Here is a 21,120-nt window from a genome sequence, read left to right on the forward strand (position 1 = left end):
CTCAAGTTATTTTCAAGTAAATGAATATCTTTATTACAGTTGTTGGAGTTATTTTATTTCTAATTATTACCATTCTTTTTATTGGTTTTTTAAATCAAATAGGAAGAGCATTAATAGGGGGTTTGTTTACAACTGAAAATATTGAGCTTTATTTTGGCTCATGTCCAAATGATAATGATGATAGTTTTAAAATGAAGATAGGACGGTTTAGGTTATTTTTCTCAAAAAATTATTCTTGGTTTCAAGGTTCTTCTAGGTTTTTGGATACTCTTTTTCTATCCATTCAAAAAAAGATTATTAATATAGCAGGTACTTTTCTATCTCTCTTGTTAGCAGTAGCAATTTACTATGTTACTATGAAATTTGATGTGTATGATTTTGTAAGAGCAGCAAGTGTGATATTTATTGTTTGCACTATTTTTAATTTAATCATACCCTTTGTATCAACAAGTGATTTTATAGAAGAGCCTATCGGAACAACATTGGATAATTATATGTATGATAGAAATGGAAATCATAGTGATATAGATATAGAATTAACCAACCTTTTACAAGAAGGAGTAAAATCTTTTAGTAATCAAGAGTACGAGAAAGCAATTTCCCCTTTAAAAGAGTTGAGAAGTCATACCAATAAAATTTTACTTACTAATGACCTTTTATTTCAGTCTTATTTAATGACCAAACAATATATAGAGGCAGAAAAGTTTGTAGATTATTTAGAAAAGAAAATTAGTTTAGATTCTAATAGATATTGTCAGTTTGCTTTAGCAAAAGCTCATACCCAACAGTATGAAAAAAGTTTATATTATTACGAGAAATCATTAGAATTAGATAAAAAAAATGCGATTACACTTAATAACAGAGGATATACTTATAATCTATTAGAAGAATATGAAAAAGCTATTTTAGATTTTAATGAAGCAATTCGATTAGATTCTGCATCTGCTTATTCTTATAACAACAGAGGGTTAGCCAAAATAAAACTAGGGCAAACAGAAGAAGGTTTAAAAGATATTCAAGTTTCTATGGAACTTGATAATCAAAATTCGTATGCTTACCGTAATCTAGGAATTTATCATTTTGAAAAAAAGCAATACAAAATTGCTTTAAGCTACTTTGAAAAATCTTATGAGTTAGATAAAGAGACTCATTTGATAGAAGAACATATTAAGGAAACAAAAGACATACTCAAAAAATTAGATTAAAAAAAAGACTAAAACATAACTCACTTTGAATACATTCGGACATATTTTTAGAATTACTACTTTTGGAGAATCTCACGGTAAAGGAATTGGTGTTACCATAGACGGCTGCCCTGCTGGTTTAGAGATAGATTTGGATTTCTTGGCAAGTGAAATGAAACGCCGAAAACCAGGGCAATCCAAAATAACAACTCCTCGCAAAGAAAAAGATGACCTACAAATCTTATCTGGAGTTTTTGAAGGAAAAACAACAGGAACACCTTTAGCTATTTTCATTCCTAATCAAGACCAAAAAAGCAAGGATTATTCACATATTGCTGACAAATTCCGTCCTTCACACGCAGATTATACCTACCAAAAAAAATACGGAAATAGAGATTATAGAGGTGGAGGCAGAAGTTCGGCAAGAGAGACGGCAGCACGAGTGGCAGCAGGAGCAGTGGCAAAACTTTTCTTAAAATCTAAAGGAATTTCTATTCAAGGATATGTTTCTCAAGTGGGAGATATTGAGCTAACTAAAAACTATGCAGAATTAGATTTTGATGCCTATAATAAAAAAGGAGAAAATATCATTCGTTGCCCAGATAAAGAAACGGCAAATAAAATGATTGACTTGATAGAAAAAATCAAAAATGAAGGCGATACAATCGGTGGAGTTGTTTCTTGTGTGATAGAAAATACGCCTGTCGGTTTGGGAGAACCTGTTTTTGATAAACTACACGCTGAATTGGGAAAAGCAATGCTAAGTATAAATGCTGTAAAAGGCTTTGAATACGGAAGTGGTTTTGAAGGTGTAAAACTAAAAGGTTCAGAGCATAATGACGAATTTTATACAGACGAAAACGGTAAAGTTCGTACAAAGACCAATCATTCGGGAGGAATACAAGGAGGAATCAGCAATGGAGAAGCAATTAATTTTAAAGTTGCTTTCAAGCCTGTCGCTACGCTGATGCAAGACCAAGAAAGTGTTGATGCAGAAGGAAAAGCAGTTACTGTTTCGGGAAAAGGAAGACACGACCCTTGCGTTGTCCCTAGAGCTGTTCCGATTGTAGAAGCGATGGCTGCCCTTGTGATTGCTGATTTTTATTTGAGAAATGAGGTTAATAAGTAGTTTAAAGTTTATATTCAGATTATGAATATTCTCAACAAAAAAACCTACTAAATTTCTAATAAAAGAAACTTAGTAGGTTTTACATAATCTTAAAAATCAACTGTTATTTATTCAGCTAATTCAGCATCAACGGCACTAATAAAGTGATTTGTAAATTCTTCAACAGTCATCGTACCCAAATCGCCTTCGCCTTTTTTACGAATAGAAATAGTATTTGATTCTACTTCTTTTTCGCCAACCAAAAGCATATAAGGAGTTTTGGCAACTTCTGCATCACGAATCTTACGACCAATTTTTTCATTGCGCTCATCTACACTACCACGAATATCACTTTCACGCAATTTCTGTACAATATTTTTTGCATAATCATTGAAACGCTCCGAAATTGGTAAGACAACAAGCTGGTCAGGAGAAAGCCAAAGGGGGAAATTTCCTGCTGTACTTTCAATCAAAATAGCTACAAAGCGTTCCATCGAACCAAACGGCGCACGGTGAATCATTACTGGACGGTGTGGCTTATTATCAGAACCTGTATATTCCAACTCAAAACGCTCTGGAAGATTATAATCTACTTGAATTGTTCCTAACTGCCATTTTCTACCAATCGCATCACGTACCATAAAATCTAATTTAGGTCCATAAAATGCAGCTTCTCCATACTCAATAACCGTAGGCAAACCTTTTTCTTCGGCTGCTTCTTTGATTTGCTGTTCTGCCAAATCCCAGTTTGCATCATCGCCTACATATTTTGTTTTATTTTCTGGGTCACGAAGCGAAACCTGCGCTGAATATTCAGTAAAACCAAATACTTTAAAAACATAAAGCACCAAATCAATAACACTTTTAAATTCGTCTTTTACCTGCTCTGGCGTACAGAAAAGGTGAGCGTCATCTTGCGTAAACCCACGTACACGAGTAAGTCCGTGCAACTCTCCACTCTGCTCATAACGATACACTGTTCCGAACTCTGCCAAACGCAAAGGCAAATCACGATACGAACGTGGTTTTGTCTTATAAATCTCACAGTGATGAGGACAGTTCATTGGTTTCAAAAAAAATTCCTCATCTTCTGATGGTGTTTTGATAGGCTGAAAAGCATCTTCGCCATATTTTTCGTAGTGTCCAGAAGTAATATAAAGGTTTTTGTGTCCGATATGAGGCGTAACTACTGGTTCGTAACCACGTTTTACTTGTTCTTTTCTCAAAAACTGCTCTAAACGCTCTCTAAGCATTGTGCCTTTTGGCAACCACAAAGGAAGACCCAAACCAACACGTTCGGAAAAAGTAAATAATTCTAGTTCTTTTCCTAATTTACGGTGGTCTCGTTTTTTGGCTTCCTCTACTTGCTCTAAATATTCTTTTAATTCTTTCTCTTTTGGAAATGTAATTCCATAAATACGTGTGAGTTGCTGACGGTTTTCATCGCCACGCCAATATGCACCTGCAACACTTAATAATTTTACTGCTTTTACAGTTCCTGTATGTGGAATGTGAGGTCCACGACACAAATCTGTAAAATTTCCCTGTGTATAAAAAGTGATTTTGCCATCTTCTAAGGCTTCAATCATTTCTAATTTGTAAGGGTCATTTTTTTCTGTGAAATAAGAAATTGCATCAGCTTTCGAAATCTCTTTTCTTACAAATTCGTTTTTCTGCTTGGCAAGTTCTTTCATTTTCTTTTCGATTTTTGGCAAATCGTCAGAAGAAAATGTTTTTTCTCCAAAATCTACATCATAGTAAAAACCGTTTTCGATAGGAGGGCCAATAGCAAATTTTACATCTTCGTAAAGTGCTTCTAAGGCTTCGGCTAAAAGGTGGGCAGAAGAATGCCAAAAAGCCATTTTTCCGTCGTCATCGTTCCATGTAAGAAGTTTTAAGGCTGTATTTTCTGGTAATTCTCTGGTAGAATCCCATACTTCTCCATTTACTTCGGCTGCAAGTACATTTCTTGCTAGTCCTTCACTAATACTACGTGCTACCTCAAAGGCATTTGTGCCTTGTGGATAATTTCGGATACTTCCGTCTGGAAGAGTTACATTAATTTGGCTCATAAGATAATTTGGTCATTACTTACAAATGCAACAACCTGTTTTTTTGAGAGGGTTAGAAATAAATCAAAGCTACAATTCCTTGACTTTTTATTTTAAACCGTCGTTGAGGCTCAAATGCAGCCGTCAACGAGGCTTGACTACAAATATCTATAAAATAAATGTAGAATGGTAGAATTATTTTTTATTCTTCTATAACTGAATTAAAAAATATCTATATTTGTTGAAATTTATTCTAAGTAAAATTTATTATCTACTATTATTTATTCAAAATGAAATACAAATTAGTTCTTTTAGCTTTCTTTACGTTATTTTTTTTTAACAATGTATATTCTCAAAAAATTAGTTTTGAAAACTGTTCAAAATGTTCTCTAACATCAGTAACAAATCTTCCTACAGGTAATATATTATCCTTATACACATTTAGTTATGAAAAAGGAGATTTTACTGATTATGAAATATACATTCATAATCCTAGTGGTAAGTTACTAAAAACAACTAAATTAAAGATAGAATATCAATCATCACTTCAAGATAAAGGAAGTATTATTACTAAGGATGCTTTGTATCTTACATTTTATGATATAGATTTTATTAGGCTACTAAAGATCGACTTTGATGGAAATATAAAGAGTGATAAAAGAATAGAAGTAACTAAAGAAGAACAAAAATTCTATTTTGAACGAGTTAGCCCATATTTTCCACTTTCAGGTTCATTAAATGTTGTAGAAAATAATAATGAAATTTATATATTTAGTATGTATAAAATCAATAAACTTCGATACGGAATAATGAGCAGAAGAATTAGTAATGCAGGTAAAACTCTTTGGACAAATAAAATAACTCCTGAAAAAGGTTCTTATGAAATTAAACAAGTTGAAGTTTCAGATGCCTCAGTATTTATAGTTTCAACAAAAAAAGCAAAAATTAAAGAAGGAGAATCAAATAGAATATTTTTTATTATTGATAAAAACAATGGCAAGTTAAAGAAAGAAGTAGACCTTATTCATAATGAAGGAACTTTAATGCCAAGTAACATTCAAAGAACGACAGATGGAGTTGTTTTGTCAGGTTTATTTTTTGATGCTAAGGATTCAAAAGGTGTATTTGTAGGTAAATATGATGATAATGGCAAGCAAACTCAAATATATACTTATGATTGGGAAAAAATGTATTCCCTAAAAATGAAAGATGATACTTCATTTATGAATCCAAATATGAGATTAAAATTTGTAGCTTCTTATATTAAAGACAACAAAATAACATTGGTTGCTGAAGAGTTTTCAACTGGACTAAATTTAATGCCTGATTTGTCAATTATGCTAACATCATTCTATATAAGTCCAAATAATAAAAATCAAATTTTAGGAAATGTTGTTACTCTTGCAGTAGATTTATCGACAGGCAATATAGAATCAAAGTCATTAAATAAAATACATTCAGAGGCTATTAAAGTTACTCTGACAGGAATAATGCCTAAAGCTGAAGTTAAATTGATTGGATTGTTAGATGATTTTGGTTATACTCGTATCATTCGAACAGAAGTATTCAACGAAAAAATATTTCTTCTATTAAAAAAAGGAAAAAATACATTCCTTTTTGAAACAATAAGTGATGGCAATATCGAACAAAAAGACGTTGATACATCTGATATAAACCCAAAATATGGTTTATATATATATATTAGTAGTGGTAAAATTTTATATAAAGCTGTAGAGAAAAAAGAATATTCTGTTTGGCAAGAAAGTTTTTAGGTTTTCTATCTTATTGTTGAAATTGTACTATCTTCTTTCTCATATTCCAAAAATGAGAATAAGCCGTTGTTAATCCAAAAGCATCGTTAAAAACGGCTTATTCCTCTTCCAATAAACTCACTGTACTAGCATCAGCATAATTCCAAGAAACCCAAGAGTATTTTTTTTGTTCTTCCAAATAATCTTCAATACGCCAGTCTAAATGTGGTTTGTTCCTACTATATAACCTTTTCATATCATCCTCAATATACTGACGATTTTCTAAGAGAATAGGCAACGTCTGGTCTGAACGACTTACCATAAATCCTACATCGATTTTAGCTTTGCCTTCTGCTGTTTTACATTTTTCAATATTATATTTGACAATCAACATATCCCAATTTACACAAGCCATAAAAACGAGCATCGCATAAGTTGCCCAACTATTTACTCTCCACAAATAAAAACTTGATTTGTGTTCCTTGATTTTCACAAATAAAGAAAACAATCCATAAGTGGTTAAAGCCAAAAAGAGCAAAACACCAATTCTTTTGTAAGCCAATCCGTGTTCGATAATGTAATAGTACGTTCTGATAACTACCGAAATAACCAAAATTGCATTTTGAAAAATCCAAACATAAGCCAACTTTTTGAGTAAGTCATTTTTGATATAGAAATTTAGGTTTTTGCGAAAAAAATACATCAAAATTCCCATAGAAAGGAAAATGCTGATTATCAACATATACGTTCCCTCATGAACTAATTCTGCTAGATTTCCAGCTTCATCAACGTCAAAGTTTAGCCACAAAAAATTAATATCGATACCATTTACAACTAAAAGTAAAGCATTAACCATTGCAATCAATAGTATTCCGATTTGATATTCTTGTTTCAAATCCATCGTTTTGAAAGTAGTTTCTTTTTGCGTTTCCAGTAGTTCCATTTCTGTTACTCGTCTTTCTCTACTTGATTCTCTTCTTAGTATATCTGTTTTCATACTTTCCCATAGCGCAACGATAAGAGTAGTTTCACGTTTTACAAGACTTACCAAAATTATAACAGCTCCAAGGAGTAGAAATAGAACTTTTACAAATGAAAAATCAATAAAAAGACTACTCAGAACATCAAAGATTTTATTCCCAAGATTATTTGTCAATTTATTAAAAACTGGATTAGCTATCTTGAAAATCACAAAAAATAAAATAAAAACAGCTAAAGGAATAACTAGAAGACGAAGTTTGCGAGTAGAAGATTTTGAAAGAGTAGCAGGAGTTTTGATAAAACTAATTTGCTCTAAAAAGGAAAGGTGTACAGAAATCAGTGCTACCAAACTACTCCAAAAAGCTGAAGAAAGTAAACGAAGACTTTTTTGTTGAAAAAAGCCTAACATCAGCCAAAAAGATATAATGTGAGCAATTTTACTGATTATGGAGTTATGAATAAGTACAGCAATTCCTGTAATAAAGGAGCAACCAATGGCTATCTTAACATATTTAGATTTAAAACTCTGTTTATGGAAGAATAAGAAAGTCCCTATCAATAAATTCGAAAATATGAATAGATTTAAGCCCAACATTTCATTCCAAAAAAGGGCATTGAAAATTACTAAAAGCAGAAGTATTATAAGACTTTTAAAAGCTTTCAATTTCATTAGGAGATGGTTTTTTAATATCTATTTTCTTAACAATGAGAGTAAAGAATAAAATTACATAAAAAAAAGTCTTTAAGATACTGATGAGTAACACTAAAAGAATTCTTTCTTAGAAGAAAAGATTTTAAACTATCATTCCAAAACTCTGTTAAATCAAATGTAATACAATTTTTTAAACTAACTCCTTTTGTAATGACATTTTTTACTCACTACAAGTCCTCTTTCAACTCTTCATTTTTTATTACTGTCCTCATAACTTTTTTTCTCTCTACTTTTTCGGTTTTTGCTCAAGACAGTAATTTACAAGATAGCTCAAAAAACAAGAAAAAAGACAAACTACCCCTAAAAGAATTTGTAGTTGATACCCTTTTACAAGAACAAAATGACCGTTCGTTTATAGGAAAATATAGCGATTATTATTTCAACATAAAGGAACTGAACAAAGGAGTATCAAAGTCTGGAGAATTTATAAATCGACAAACTCCACAGGCTGCCATGGAACATTTTTTATCCTCTTGTAAAGAGAAAGACTTCCAGTCGGCTGCCTATGTATTGAATCTAAATTTAATTCCAGAGAAAATTCGTACTGAAAAAGCTATTATTCTTGCTGAAAAGCTATACTATGTAATGAATAAACGAATTAGCATTAATTGGGACGATTTGCCAGACCGACCAGATGGACAGATTAATCAAGGAAATGCAGGTGATAAATCTATTGCAGGAAAAGCACAAAAAAGTATTCGTTTTGGCTCTCTTTCCTTAGATGGAAGAACTATTCCTCTACTTTTGGATAGAGTAAAGATAGAAAAAGAAGCTCCTTTATGGGTAATTTCTGCTAATACAGTTGAGAATATAGAGCTTTTATACGAAGAACATGGTCCTTCACAATTAGATCGTATTGTTCCTAAATGGGGAGAATTCGAAATTTTAGGCATACAGGTTTGGAAACTAATTGGTTTGATAGTTTTTGCGCTCTTATGTTATTTGCTTGGAAAATTGATTGCTTTTTTGATAAACAAATTAGTTGCTCAATCTGACAAAATTTGGGTAGATGAAATAGGAGATAAAATAGCAACTCCGATTGCACTTGCAACAAGTGTGTTGAGTTTTTATTTTATAATGAACAAATTCCTTTCTATTTCTGGCTCATTTTCGCCTATTTTCTATGCTGCTATGCTTATTGTTGTGATTGGCTCTTTTACTTGGTTAATTTTGAGAATTATCGAATATGCAATTGACAGAATTGCTGAAACACAAGTTGGAGATATTTCAGAAGAGGAAAATTTAGAATCTAGGCGTTATCTGACTCATATTTCAGTTGCTCGTCGTGTCTTTACTTTCATCATTATTATTGTTGGTGTTGGTCTTGTTCTCTCTCAATTTGAATTTCTTCAGAACTTAGGTATTTCTTTAATGGCTTCGGCTGGTGTAGCTACGGTTGTTTTGGGTGTTGCAGCACAAAGTACGTTGGGAAACATAATTGCAGGAATGCAGATTGCTATCACAAAACCAGCAAGAATAGGTGATACTATTTACTTTGAAAGCCAATATGGAATAGTAGAAGATATTCGTTTTACCTATTTGATTATCAAAACTTGGGATGAGAGAAGAGTAATTATTCCCCTAAAACATTTCATTACTGAACCCTTTGAAAACTGGTCTATGAATGACCCACATCTAATGAAACCAATTATGATTTATACAGATTTTTATATTGATGTAGAAAAAGTAAGAAGTAAATTTTCAGAGCTTTTGAAAGAATCAGATAATTACGATGAAAAAGAACCACCCAAATTACAAGTAATTGGTAGTTCGAAGGAAGGAATCGAAATGCGTGCATTGTGTAGTGCAAAAGACCCTTCAACAGCTTGGGATTTGCATTGTGATGTTCGTGAAAAATTATTGAAATATGTAGCCGAGTTAGAAAATGGTGCTTATCTAGCTAAAGAAAGAATACTAATTCATAAATAGGAAACTATAGATAAAAATATTGACAAGAAAACTAAAACTTCTCAAATCAATTCTAAAACTTCTACTGATGGTGTTTTGAAAAAGGACAAGGAAGAATTTGAGGAAAAAGAAAATGAGAAGGAAAAAGCAAATAGTTAATCTTCTTTAAGCCTATAATTTTCAAACTTTTTCTTGTAAAAACTCTTTTCTTATTGTATTTTGACAAACTCAACTTTTAATAGCTTTAAAAATTGAGGTTTATAAAAAATATTTTTTCATCTCGCTCTTGTTGGTGTTTTTATCCAACTAAAAAAGAAATTACAACTTATGCCAAAAAAAATTCTTATCATAGACGATGAAGCTGCCATTCGTCATACACTCCGAGATATTTTGGAGTATGAAAAATACGAAATAGATGAAGCCAAAGACGGACAGCAAGGTCTTGATATGTTGCTTATCAATAATTATGATGTAGTTTTGTGCGACATCAAAATGCCAAAAATGGATGGAATAGAAGTATTACAAAAATCTACTGAGCTAGGTAGAGAAAATGCTTTTATTATGATTTCAGCTCACGGAAACATTGAAACTGCTGTCGAATGCACCAAAAAAGGAGCGTTTGATTTTATCGAAAAACCACCTGATTTGAACCGTCTTTTAGTTACAATTCGTAATGCAATGGAAAAAACAAAGCTTGTTACGGAGACTAAAACGCTAAAGAAAAAAGTGCCTAAAACGATTGATATCATCGGAGAATCACAAGCAATTCATGATGTAAAAGAAACTATCGAAAAAGTTGCTCCTACTGATGCTCGTGTAATGATTACTGGACCAAACGGCTCTGGTAAAGAATTGGTTGCTAAGTGGTTACACGAAAAAAGTGAGCGTTCTTCGCATCTTTTGGTAGAGGTAAACTGTGCTGCCATTCCTGCTGAACTGATAGAAAGCGAACTTTTTGGACACGAAAAAGGCTCTTTTACTTCAGCTATCAAACAGCGCATTGGCAAATTTGAATTAGCTGACAAAGGGACTTTATTTCTTGATGAAATTGGAGATATGAGTCTTTCAGCACAAGCAAAAGTTTTACGTGCCTTGCAAGAACACAAAATTACTCGTGTCGGTGGCGACAAAGAGATTAAAGTTGATGTTCGTGTGGTGGCTGCGACAAATAAAAACTTGAAAGAAGAAATCAAAAATGGAAACTTTAGAGAAGATTTGTACCACCGTTTGGGTGTTATTTTGATAAAAGTTCCTGCTCTCAACGACCGTAGAGATGATATTCCTCTTTTGGTGGAACACTTTTTAGACCAAATAGCAAATGATTATGGAGAGCCTAAAAAGAAAATCGATTCGGCAGCTCTAAAAGAACTTCAAAAAAATGACTGGACAGGAAATATTCGTGAACTTCGAAATGTAGTTGAAAGACTTATCATTATGAGTGGAAAATCAATCACTGCAGATGATGTGAAGAAACATGCTTAGAATATAATAACTTTCTATCGTACTAATTAATCCCTATCAGTTAGTTTTAAAAACTAGCTAATAGGGATATTATTTTTTTTATTGTAAAGAAAAATAATCATTTTATTCCTACAAACTCCCCTCCCACGAAAAATAATAAAGACAAGGAACAACCCAAGACAAAACCAAGAAAAGTAAGGTAATCTTTTGATAGTTCTTCCAAAAAGTAGAATAATCTGTTTTCAATTTAGATTTTACTAAACTAAAAATCAGTTGATTTATTAAAAATAGAGCTATAAAAAATAAATTGAAGAAAATAAAATAACCTATATAATTATATTTTTGAAAGAAAATATCAAACAAACAAAGATGCGAAGGCAATCCATAAATATATTTTACAAAGAAGAATTTCAAAACATAAACGCTCAAAATAATATAAAAAACACCAACTATAAAAAATAGAAAAGCAGAAAAAAGAGACTCTTTTACTCTTTTAGAAATTAAATTGAAGATTAAATAAATTCCTAGAACACCTCCAGTAAGAACCCAAATAAAAACTCCTTCATTAATAAAAGTGGAAGAGCTTAGAAAATTGGTAGCATCTATTTCTTGACTAAAAAAGCTAACACTACAACAAGTTGCAATTAAGTCAGGGTTTATATTCCAAAAATAAAGACACATCAATATAAGTTCGGTACTTACACAAAAAAAAGCAGGAAAAACTAAATAATATTTTTGAGGAGTAAGAGGATAGGTGGGTTCTTTTCTATCCAAAAAATGCAAAAACAAAAAACTACTATACACAAACAAACTTCCTATCTTAAAATAAAGCAGAGGATAACCGTATTGATTTGCTTCTAACGCACCTGTGGCACACATTGCACCACGCAAAAGCGAAGGGATATGCTCATTGATAGTAATCAAAAAAGCAATCAAGGAAAAACTCTGAAATAAAAGCACTAATTCTAAAACAGCTCCTACCAAAAATGTACGCCTCTCAAGGTTGATTTGAGTTTCATCGTTACTAGAAATATTCCATTTTCTGATAATACTAGAAACTGTCTTTAAGACCATAAGAAGTAAGAAAAAACAACAGCTTTGAGCCAAAAGTTGAGCAATTATCCACGTATCAGTCATAATTTTATCATCAAGAAACCTGTTAAACCATTTACTATACTTTCTTTTCTTTTCCCACCAAAACAGCAACTCCAAGGAGAGCAATTGTGAGCAAAATCCCACCTAACTCAAAAAATATAATATAATCTGTCAGAAAAAGACGAGCTATTTCATCAAGTGTAGAACTATCTGTATTTGATGAAGTTTCTCTAATAGGAATAAACTCTGTTAAATTATTTCTAAAAATCCAACTAGAAATTAATAAAACGAATAATATAGAAAGTGAAATACCTGAAATTTTATACTGCTTATCAGAAATAATTTTTTCATCAGATATTTTATGAACAAACATAATCCCAAACAAAAGCAGAACTACAACTCCACCCACATAAATAGCCAAATGTGTTGCAGCTACAAAATCAGCTCCTTCCAAAACAAAAAGTGCAGCTACTCCAAGCATCGTAGCCAAAAAAGAAAACGAAGACTTGACAACTTCCTTTTGATACCAAACACTCAAAGCACTTAGAATAACGATTATTCCGAAAATGATTTTTAAACCTTTTATGTACTCCATTTTCTGTTTTTCTAAATTTGTTCTACTAAATACTCTTTGATTGTTTTTTCGTTACAAGCTACCCCAATGATATAAATTGTTTTACCGTTTTCTTTTTCAGATTTGTATTTTTCTGAATAGTTCTTTTCTTTTATTTGCTTGATTGCATTTTGGGCAGTATTATCTACTTTAAATTCTAAAATATAAATGTATTTTTCTGTCTCTACGACGGCATCGATTCTACCTTCCGAGGTACTTACTTCTGATTGTGTGTAATACCCTAACAAACTGAAAATCAAATGAACAATACTGTGGTAATAACTTTCTTTTTTATCTTCAAAAATTTGATAAGGAATATCTGCAAAAAGCGCATTGATATAAACAAAGACTTTATCTAACTGATTTTTATCAAAACTTTTCTTTATTTGATATAATAAACTTGTTGTTTCGGTAGTTTCTTTTTTTGCATATTCGGCTAATAATAGTTGATTCATTGAGTTTTGAACCTCTCTATTAGGATAACCCAAAAGATATATATCAGCCATTAAATGGTCTTTAATTGTAAAATAACCTGTCTGAAATAATATAGTAACTGGATTCAAGTTAGTAATTTCAAATTTTTCTAGGGCATTTAAACTTGTTTCTATTTCTTCAATATCATAATATTCATTTTCTGCTAGTAATTTTATCAAAAAAGTAGGTGTTCCTGTTTTAAACCAGTAATTATTAAATTCTTGACTTTTAAAAAAGCTAAGTACTGAAAATGGATTATAAACCTTGTGTATTCCTCTAAAATTATAACCATTATACCACTCACGCATTTCATCTGTTAATTCCTTTTCTGAAATATTCTTGTTTTTAGCTATAAGAGTAATATAATCAGAAAAGTAATGTAATATTTCTTTTTCTGTATAGCCTAATAAATCAGAAGCATAATGTTCTAGACTAATATCATTCAAATTATTCAAATCCGAAAAAATAGACACTTTGCTAAATCTTGAAACACCTGTCAGAAAAAAGAAACGCAAATGAGGGTCTAAACTTTTGATAGGAGAATAAAAATTTTTCATTATATCTCTATTTTCTTCTGCAATATGAATTTCATCTTTTCCTAAAAAATCAATAATTGGTTTGTCGTATTCATCAATTAGAATGACTACTCGTTCATTAAATTTTTTGTGTAATTTTCTGACTAATTCTTGTAATTGAGTAGTGATAGTTTTTGCTTCTAATGTAATTTCAAACAAACTAGCATGATAAAATAGATTCTCTTCAATCGCTTTTTCCAAGCCTAATTTTTTGTAATCTATTTCTGTAAAACTAAAATGCAAAACAGGAAATTTTTTCCATTCAATTTTATCTTCAATCCATAAATCATCGAAAAGCTCTCTCTTCCCAGAAAATATCTCTTTTAATGTACTGACTAACAAAGACTTACCAAAACGACGAGGACGAGAGAGAAAATAATAACCTGCTCCATCGACCAAATCAAAAATCTTTTCTGTCTTGTCAATATACATAAAGCCACCTGTACGTAGTTTTTCAAAATCTTGAATGCCTATTGGTAATTTTTTCATTTTATTTTTTTTTATTCTTATTTCAAACCAGTCTAGTAAAAATACAAAAAAACATTTCGCTATTGCTTCAAATAACGTCTTTTATACTTAAATAAATCTGACTTTGTAGGAATGCTTTCATTATGTAATCTATCAACAGCCGTAACTAAATAGGTGTATTTACAGTTTTTTCGAACATTTGGATCGATATAAAAACATTCTTTTTGACGTAAAATAGCTGCAATGTTTTCAGGGTTTTCGATGTCTATTTCTTTTCCATCTTCAAAACGATAGACGATAAAATAGGTAGGTTGCTCAAAAGGGTCAGAAGTTTCTTGTGCTTGCCAGTGCAAAACTGCTCCTTTTCTTGAACCTGAAACAGTCAAATTCATTGGAGGAGGAGGAGGAGTTTGGTCAATCCAAGTCAAAACAGGAGGCAAAGCCTTGAAACGATAAAAATTAGCTTTTAAGGAATCTTGAACATGGGCTGGGTTATCTTGCAGAAAACGAGAACGATAAAAAATGCTTCCTGCTGCCATTCCTGTTCTTCCTCTCATGATTCTAATCTGTTCACTCATTTCAGAAGGATTATTCCATCTTTCATCATATTTATCATTTTGGATTTTATAAACAGCATGTCCGACGTAAATATGTCTTCCAAAACTATTTTCTTGCCACCAGTTGAGCATACTTTGATAAGGAACAGCACTAGATTTTGTGCTAAAATAAACCTGTGGAGCTAAATAATCTATCCAACCACGTTGCAACCAAAGGCGAGTATCGGCATGTAAATCATCATAGGCAGAAATTCCTTTTGTTTCTGAACCTTTTTCATCTTTGCTTTGATTGCGCCAAACAGCACACGGACTGATTCCAAATTTAATATAAGGCTTAATATTTTTGATAGCCAAAGCTGTTTCTTTTATGAATGTATCAATGTTATTTCTGCGCCATTCTTCTATTGTTTCGAAGTTTTCTCCGTATTTTTTGAATGTTTCGGTGTCATCATAAGCTCCTGCATCTGGATAAGGATAAAAATAATCATCCAAATGAACGCCATCAATATCATAACGCATCACTACTTCAATAATAATTTCTCGTACAAATTCTCTTGCATCAGGCTCACCAGGATTAAAAACTAAACTGTTTCCAGCTCTCATAAACCACTCTGGGTGTAGCTTTGTAATATGATTTTCTGGTAAATCTATCTTTGCATTTACATTTATGACAGCACGAAAAGGATTAAACCACGCATGAAACTCCATTGACTTTTTGTGCGTTTCTTCTATCATAAAAACTAAAGGGTCATAAAAAGGCATTGGCATTTGCCCTACTTTTCCAGTCAAAACTGATGACCAAGGTTCTCGTACGGAGGGATAAAGTGCATCTCCAGAAGGACGAACTTGTACGATAAGCGCATTTAAGTTATTTTGAGAATGCGTTTTTACTAAACTAACAAACTCTTCTCTTTGAGCTTTTGAATTTAGATTTGATTTAGAAGGGAAATCAATATTTCCTACACTAGCAACCCAAACAGCTCTAAATTCTCTTTTTGGAGAAGGATTTAATAACAAATCTTGAGAAAAAGCAGTTTGATAAGTAAATAGAAAAATAAATAAGGAAAGGAACGAAATTTTCATTTTTGGAATAGAATTCATTTTTATACAAAAAACAAGTAAACTTTATTCAAAGGTATTACATTATTTCCAATTCTGTTTTTTGAGTTTTGTCAATTTTCTTTATTTCGAAGTCATTTTACATTAATTTACCTTTCAAATTTTAAAAAAATACAATTATGGAATACAAAAACCCACTTCAACTTATCGATAACCTTGTCGGACAAGCCAATGAATACCTTACTAATCAGATGGTTATTAGTCGCCCTGCCGTGAATGTTTCAGAAACTGACGACTCTTATTGCGTTCAACTTGCAGCTCCTGGGCTAAAAAAAGAAGACTTTGAAATTGACCTTTCCGAAGGGAATCTAACTATTTCAGCCAACAAAGGACACGAGACAACAGCTTCTACTGGAAAGAAATTTACTCGTAGAGAATATAGCTTTTCGCAGTTTAAACGCACTTTTTCGCTACCTTCTCACGTCAATACGGACAAAGTGGCAGCAAAATATGAAGACGGAATTTTGGAAATAATTTTGCCATTCATTAAGCAAGAAACACAATCAGAAGTTCGTAAAGTAAAAATTGATTAGACATTTTAAACCTCGTTGAGCGTTAAATTTGAACCTCAACGATGGTTTTAATTTATAAATTCATAAAGACGAATAAATAGTTAATTTTCTGAATATCTTTTTATTAATTTTTCAAACTACTAGAATATCGAATATCACTAGCAACTAATTATGGATTATTACAAAACATTAGGAATAACAAAATCTGCATCAGCAGACGATATAAAAAAGGCTTTTCGCAAACTTGCTGTAAAGTATCATCCAGATAAAAATACAGACAATCCGAATGCTGAAAAGAAATTTAAAGAAATAAATGAAGCTTATGAAACTTTAAAAGACTCCGAAAAACGCAAAAAATACGACCAATACGGAAAAGATTACCAAAAGTATGAAGGTGCAGGAGCTGGTGGTGGAGCTTATGACTTTGGAGGAAACAGAAACGGAGGAGGATATGCCCAATACGAAACTAACTTTGATGATGCTTTTGGAAAAGGTGGTTTTAGTTCTTTTTTTGAACAAATGTTTGGAGGAGGACAAACAAGTGGATTTGGTTCGGCTGCTTCGGCAGGAAGAGATTTAGAAGCTGAAATGACTATTACTTTACAGGAGGCTTATTTTGGAACTTCTCGTACAATTAGCGTAAATAAGCAACAGCTCCGAATAAATATAAAAGCTGGAACGACAGATAATAAAAAATTAAGACTTAAAGGAAAAGGAGAGAAAGGTGCAAACGGACAAAGTGGCGATTTGTATATCTACGTAAAAGTGGAAAAGCACCCAACCTTTGAAAGAAGAGGAGATGATTTGAATTGTACTGTAAAAGTAGGGTTGTATGCTGCTGTTTTGGGTGGAAAAGTCCAGATACCAACAATAAAAGGAAGTTCGATAAATATTCCTATTCCAAAAGGCGCACAAAATGGACAGAAATTAAGACTTAAAAATTTGGGTATGCCTGTTTATGGAAAATCTGATAAGTTCGGAGATATGTTTGTTAAACTTCGTATCGAAATTCCTACAAAGTTGAGCGACAAAGAAGAATCTTTATTTAAAGAACTTAGTAGATTGAGTGATTAACTACTAACTCAAATAGCTTCTCGTATTTCAATGTAATTAAAGTATTGACTTTTAAATTTTTTGTTGGAGTTTTAAATAAGAGTATGTATTTTGCAAATGATTGTAATTGCAAAACAATTATTCTAGGCAAATACTATAATAATATTATTTATTATCTTTGTAATTCTTACAGAGTTAGATAGAACTAAATTTCTACTCTCTTTATGTTTATTACCTCTAATTAGAAATTTTCATGTCTTCTAATGTACGCACATATGTCATGCTTCACATGATTGTATTATTGAGTAGCTTTATTCCCTCAATAGTGCTTTTGATTGATGTGCCTGCTATCGAATTGCTTTTTTTACGTACTCTAGCAGCCTTTGTCATGTTATTATTTTTGATTAACAAACGAGCTGCGCCTAGCCTTTTTACAAAAAAAGCAATTCTGCATATGTTAGGTTCTGGGATATTAGTTTTTCTTTATTGGGGATTATCTTTTATTTCTGCTAAAATCTCAACAGCCTCAGTTTGTTTGGTCGGAATGGCAACTACTTCCCTTTGGATTAGCTTTTTAGACCCTCTTTTATCTAAGAGAAAAAGCCGTCCTTTTCAAGTTTTAGTTGGAATGAATGCTATCCTTGGTATTTATATTATTTTTAATTCTGATTTTGATTACGGCTGGGGACTTGCCATCGGTATTATAGGAGCAATTTTTGGTGCATTACTGACTATCTATAACGCAAAATTAGCTCATCAACACGATGCCTATGTCGTTACTTTTTATCAAATGGGAGGAGCGCTTATTAGCACTACTATTTTTCTTCCTTTTTATTATTATTTCTTCTTAGTTCCTGACGGAAAATCATTTCAATTTGAGGCAAGTCTTACAGATTATATGCTCATTTTAGGTCTTGCATTTGTATTTTCTATTTATGCCTATTCTATTTTTATTAGTATTATGAAATCCATTCCTCCTTTTACGGTAGCTTTGGTAAGTAATCTAAATCCTGTTTATGGAACGGCAGCTGCAATTTTGCTTTTTCAAGAAACAGTTATGAATACAGGCTTTTATATTGGAACAGGATTACTACTTCTTTCTGTCTTTACTTATCCAATTTTAAGTGATTATATGAAGAATTACAAAAAAAATCATATAGAAAGCCTAAAGGAACAAGAAAGTAAAAAAGAAGAAGAAATAAATATTATAAAATAACCTACGCCCAAGTTTTTTCGCTTCTAAAAAGCGATATTTCTTCATTTTGAAGTGATAATTCTTTACAAGCATTTTTAGTCGTTGGGCGTTGCAACAAAATCAATGTAAGAATACCTACGACGACAACGGCAAACTCTCCTTGACCAGTCATAAAATATCCTAACCCAGCAAATGCACCAGAAAAAGCAGGAAGCGTATATCTATAACTAGAAGCACGAAGAAAACGTTGAGCTTTCCAGCGCAAAAGAACTTGTGATTTCGCATCTGGAATACGTTTTTTGTAAAGTATAACTCCTAAAGAAGCAACGAAAACACAAGAAATAGCTAAGAGCCAAATAAACCATTCAGGAAAAACTACATACGGAGAAACGTAACTATTTGGGCTTTCGTAACGCCCTAAACCAAAAAACAGTAATATAAGAGGAAGTAAAATAGAAGAATAAAATAAAATACTCAAACGATGAGTAAAGTCAGAACGCCTAGTAACACCAAAAAAACCTTTCTTTTGCATAATTAATTATAATTCAAGTAATAAAATAAGTAAGTAGATAATAAAGAGGAATTATGTAAAGTAATTATAATAGGCAGTTTTGGTAGTTTTAATAGTGTTATTCTAAGATTTATTTATTAAGAAACAATATCTACACCAAATTTATTAAGAAACCATAAATTATTAGCAATTTTAGGTTACTTTTTCGGTGAGCTTACTCTAAAAAGCTATGAATGAAGGCTTATTTAACTATTTTCTCCAACACATCAGCAATTTTTCTATCATTCGAAAGACGAGGAACTTTATTTTGTCCTCCTAATTTTCCAATAGATTTCATGTAGGTCTGGAAACCATCAGCAGGAAGAGAGCGAATAACTAACTTTTTCAAAATCGAACCTCTTATCAAATCGTTATAATAAGAATTGAGTTCTTGTAGTTTATTATCCAAATCTGTCGAAAATTTTTCTAAATCATTTGGCTGATTTTCGAAAGCTATAAACCATTCATGATAGGGCAATCCTTCTTTTGGCGTAACTTGTGGCGCAACAGTAAATTCTGTTGTTCTTGTTTCGGGGTGTTTGTCTAAAGCAAAACGCAATGCTTGTTCTACTTCGCTTCCAATGACGTGTTCGCCAAAAGCAGAAATAAAATGCTTAATTCTACCAGAAAAAATAATTTTATATGGATTTTTGCTTACAAACTTAATCGTATCTCCAATGCTATATCCCCAAAGTCCTGCATTACTATTTAAAATCAAAGCATAATTTTTATCTAATTCTACTTCTGAAATGCTCAAACGAGGAGGATTTTCATCATAGAAATTTTCAGCAGGAATAAATTCAAAGAAAATTCCACTATTTAAAAGTAATAAAAGAGAATTATCTTGTTGAGAGTTTTGGTAAGCAAAAAATCCTTCCGAAGCTGGAAATGTTTCGATAGAATCTATTTTCTCTCCAATAGATTCATAAATTTTATTTCTGTATGGTTCAAAATTAACTCCTCCATAAACAAACAAATCAAAATTTGGAAAAATATCTTTTATGCGTTTTCCATTAGTTCGCTCATGCAATTTATCAAAGTACATTTGTACCCAAGGTGGGATTCCAGAAATCAAAGACATATCTGAATTAATGGTTTCATCAATTACTTTATCTAATTTAGTTTCCCAATCCTCAATACAGTTCGTTTCATAAGACGGTTTTTGATTCGTTCGTAGATAAGAAGGAACGTGATGATTTACAATTCCTGAAAGCCTTCCGAGTGGAACACCTCCTTTTTCTTCTAAGACAGGGCTACCCGAAAGAAAAATCAAACTTTTATCTAAAAATTTACTATTTCCTGTTTCATTGATATAACATAAAAGCGCATCTCTAGCCGAATTGATATGGTTTGGAATGGAATCTTTTGTAATTGGAATATACTTTGTGCCTGATGTAGTGCCTGATGTTTTGGCAAAATAGAGAGGTTTTCCTTTCCATAAAATATCTTGTTCTCCCTTCAAAATACGGTCAATGTACGGACGTAAGTCTTCATAATCGTTTATAGAAACATTCTTTTTGAAGTCTTCATAATTTTTGATGTCAGCAAAATTATGGTCTTTTCCAAAAGCAGTATTTTTTGCTTGTGAAACCAATTTTTGTAACCATTGATGTTGTATTTTTTCCGAATTTTGAATCCATTTTTTTTGCTGACTTACAATATAAGAAGCCAATGGGCGAGAAAGAAGAGAACGAATCATAATTTGGTAATTATGTCGTTGGTGGAGACACCAACAACGGCAAGTCGATGTTAT

Annotated in this window: 16 protein-coding genes; 8 read left to right on the forward strand and 8 right to left on the reverse strand. The window is 31.8% G+C overall.

Annotation, left to right across the window (positions count from 1 at the left end; genetic code table 11):
- Nucleotides 1-20: 20 nt before the first annotated feature.
- Together WAF17_RS04520 and aroC are read left to right on the forward strand one after the other, a co-directional pair.
- Nucleotides 21-1,205 carry a tetratricopeptide repeat protein gene (locus tag WAF17_RS04520; protein ID WP_338766790.1) on the forward strand — a complete coding sequence of 395 codons (1,185 nt, stop codon included), beginning with the start codon at nt 21-23 and terminating at the stop codon, nt 1,203-1,205.
- A 25-nt stretch (nt 1,206-1,230) separates the two neighbouring features.
- Nucleotides 1,231-2,313 carry a chorismate synthase gene (aroC, locus tag WAF17_RS04525; protein WP_338766793.1) on the forward strand — a complete coding sequence of 361 codons (1,083 nt, stop codon included), beginning with the start codon at nt 1,231-1,233 and terminating at the stop codon, nt 2,311-2,313.
- 107 nt (nt 2,314-2,420) lie between these two features.
- Here the strand turns inward: aroC and thrS are convergent, their stop codons facing one another.
- Nucleotides 2,421-4,364, reverse strand: a complete 1,944-nt coding sequence (thrS, locus tag WAF17_RS04530) for a threonine--tRNA ligase (protein WP_338766796.1) — start codon at nt 4,362-4,364, stop codon at nt 2,421-2,423.
- Between the two features lie 269 nt (nt 4,365-4,633).
- On the opposite strand from thrS, the gene WAF17_RS04535 reads away from it, so the two are divergent.
- Nucleotides 4,634-6,115, forward strand: coding sequence for a hypothetical protein (locus WAF17_RS04535; RefSeq protein ID WP_338766799.1), 1,482 nt, complete (start codon nt 4,634-4,636; stop codon nt 6,113-6,115).
- Nucleotides 6,116-6,212: 97 nt separating this feature from the next.
- Here the strand turns inward: WAF17_RS04535 and WAF17_RS04540 are convergent, their stop codons facing one another.
- Nucleotides 6,213-7,745 (reverse strand): DUF4173 domain-containing protein, encoded by a 1,533-nt coding sequence (locus WAF17_RS04540; protein ID WP_338766802.1) that lies wholly within the window; start codon nt 7,743-7,745, stop codon nt 6,213-6,215.
- Nucleotides 7,746-7,937: 192 nt separating this feature from the next.
- On the opposite strand from WAF17_RS04540, the gene WAF17_RS04545 reads away from it, so the two are divergent.
- Together WAF17_RS04545 and WAF17_RS04550 are read left to right on the forward strand one after the other, a co-directional pair.
- Nucleotides 7,938-9,716: a mechanosensitive ion channel domain-containing protein gene (locus WAF17_RS04545; protein WP_338766805.1), complete on the forward strand. Its 1,779-nt coding sequence runs from the start codon at nt 7,938-7,940 to the stop codon at nt 9,714-9,716.
- 306 nt (nt 9,717-10,022) lie between these two features.
- Nucleotides 10,023-11,177 carry a sigma-54 dependent transcriptional regulator gene (locus WAF17_RS04550; protein WP_338766807.1) on the forward strand — a complete coding sequence of 385 codons (1,155 nt, stop codon included), beginning with the start codon at nt 10,023-10,025 and terminating at the stop codon, nt 11,175-11,177.
- 108 nt (nt 11,178-11,285) lie between these two features.
- Here WAF17_RS04550 and WAF17_RS04555 read toward each other — a convergent pair whose 3' ends face one another.
- From WAF17_RS04555 to WAF17_RS04570, 4 genes are read right to left on the reverse strand one after another with little or no spacing between them, the layout of a single operon-like run.
- Complete coding sequence (locus WAF17_RS04555; RefSeq protein ID WP_338766809.1) at nt 11,286-12,293, reverse strand: hypothetical protein; 1,008 nt, start codon at nt 12,291-12,293, stop codon at nt 11,286-11,288.
- A 34-nt stretch (nt 12,294-12,327) separates the two neighbouring features.
- Complete coding sequence (locus WAF17_RS04560) at nt 12,328-12,846, reverse strand: NADH-quinone oxidoreductase subunit J (RefSeq protein ID WP_338766812.1); 519 nt, start codon at nt 12,844-12,846, stop codon at nt 12,328-12,330.
- Nucleotides 12,847-12,857: 11 nt separating this feature from the next.
- Nucleotides 12,858-14,402, reverse strand: coding sequence for an AAA family ATPase (locus WAF17_RS04565; RefSeq protein WP_338766814.1), 1,545 nt, complete (start codon nt 14,400-14,402; stop codon nt 12,858-12,860).
- A gap of 59 nt (nt 14,403-14,461) precedes the next feature.
- Nucleotides 14,462-16,021, reverse strand: coding sequence for a family 10 glycosylhydrolase (locus WAF17_RS04570; protein ID WP_338766816.1), 1,560 nt, complete (start codon nt 16,019-16,021; stop codon nt 14,462-14,464).
- Nucleotides 16,022-16,176: 155 nt separating this feature from the next.
- On the opposite strand from WAF17_RS04570, the gene WAF17_RS04575 reads away from it, so the two are divergent.
- From WAF17_RS04575 to WAF17_RS04585, 3 genes are all read left to right on the forward strand, one after another.
- Nucleotides 16,177-16,590, forward strand: a complete 414-nt coding sequence (locus WAF17_RS04575; protein WP_338766819.1) for an Hsp20/alpha crystallin family protein — start codon at nt 16,177-16,179, stop codon at nt 16,588-16,590.
- A gap of 150 nt (nt 16,591-16,740) precedes the next feature.
- The gene (locus tag WAF17_RS04580; protein ID WP_338766821.1) at nt 16,741-17,643 is read left to right on the forward strand and encodes a DnaJ C-terminal domain-containing protein; all 903 of its coding nucleotides are present in this window, start codon (nt 16,741-16,743) and stop codon (nt 17,641-17,643) included.
- A 232-nt stretch (nt 17,644-17,875) separates the two neighbouring features.
- Nucleotides 17,876-18,838: a DMT family transporter gene (locus WAF17_RS04585; protein ID WP_338766824.1), complete on the forward strand. Its 963-nt coding sequence runs from the start codon at nt 17,876-17,878 to the stop codon at nt 18,836-18,838.
- A 1-nt stretch (nt 18,839) separates the two neighbouring features.
- Here the strand turns inward: WAF17_RS04585 and WAF17_RS04590 are convergent, their stop codons facing one another.
- Together WAF17_RS04590 and WAF17_RS04595 are read right to left on the reverse strand one after the other, a co-directional pair.
- Nucleotides 18,840-19,349 (reverse strand): hypothetical protein, encoded by a 510-nt coding sequence (locus WAF17_RS04590; protein WP_338766827.1) that lies wholly within the window; start codon nt 19,347-19,349, stop codon nt 18,840-18,842.
- Between the two features lie 220 nt (nt 19,350-19,569).
- Nucleotides 19,570-21,069, reverse strand: a complete 1,500-nt coding sequence (locus tag WAF17_RS04595) for a GH3 auxin-responsive promoter family protein (RefSeq protein WP_338770142.1) — start codon at nt 21,067-21,069, stop codon at nt 19,570-19,572.
- Between the last annotated feature and the right edge of the window lie 51 nt (nt 21,070-21,120).

The sequence above is a fragment of the Bernardetia sp. ABR2-2B genome (assembly GCF_037126435.1).
GTDB lineage: Bacteria > Bacteroidota > Bacteroidia > Cytophagales > Bernardetiaceae > Bernardetia.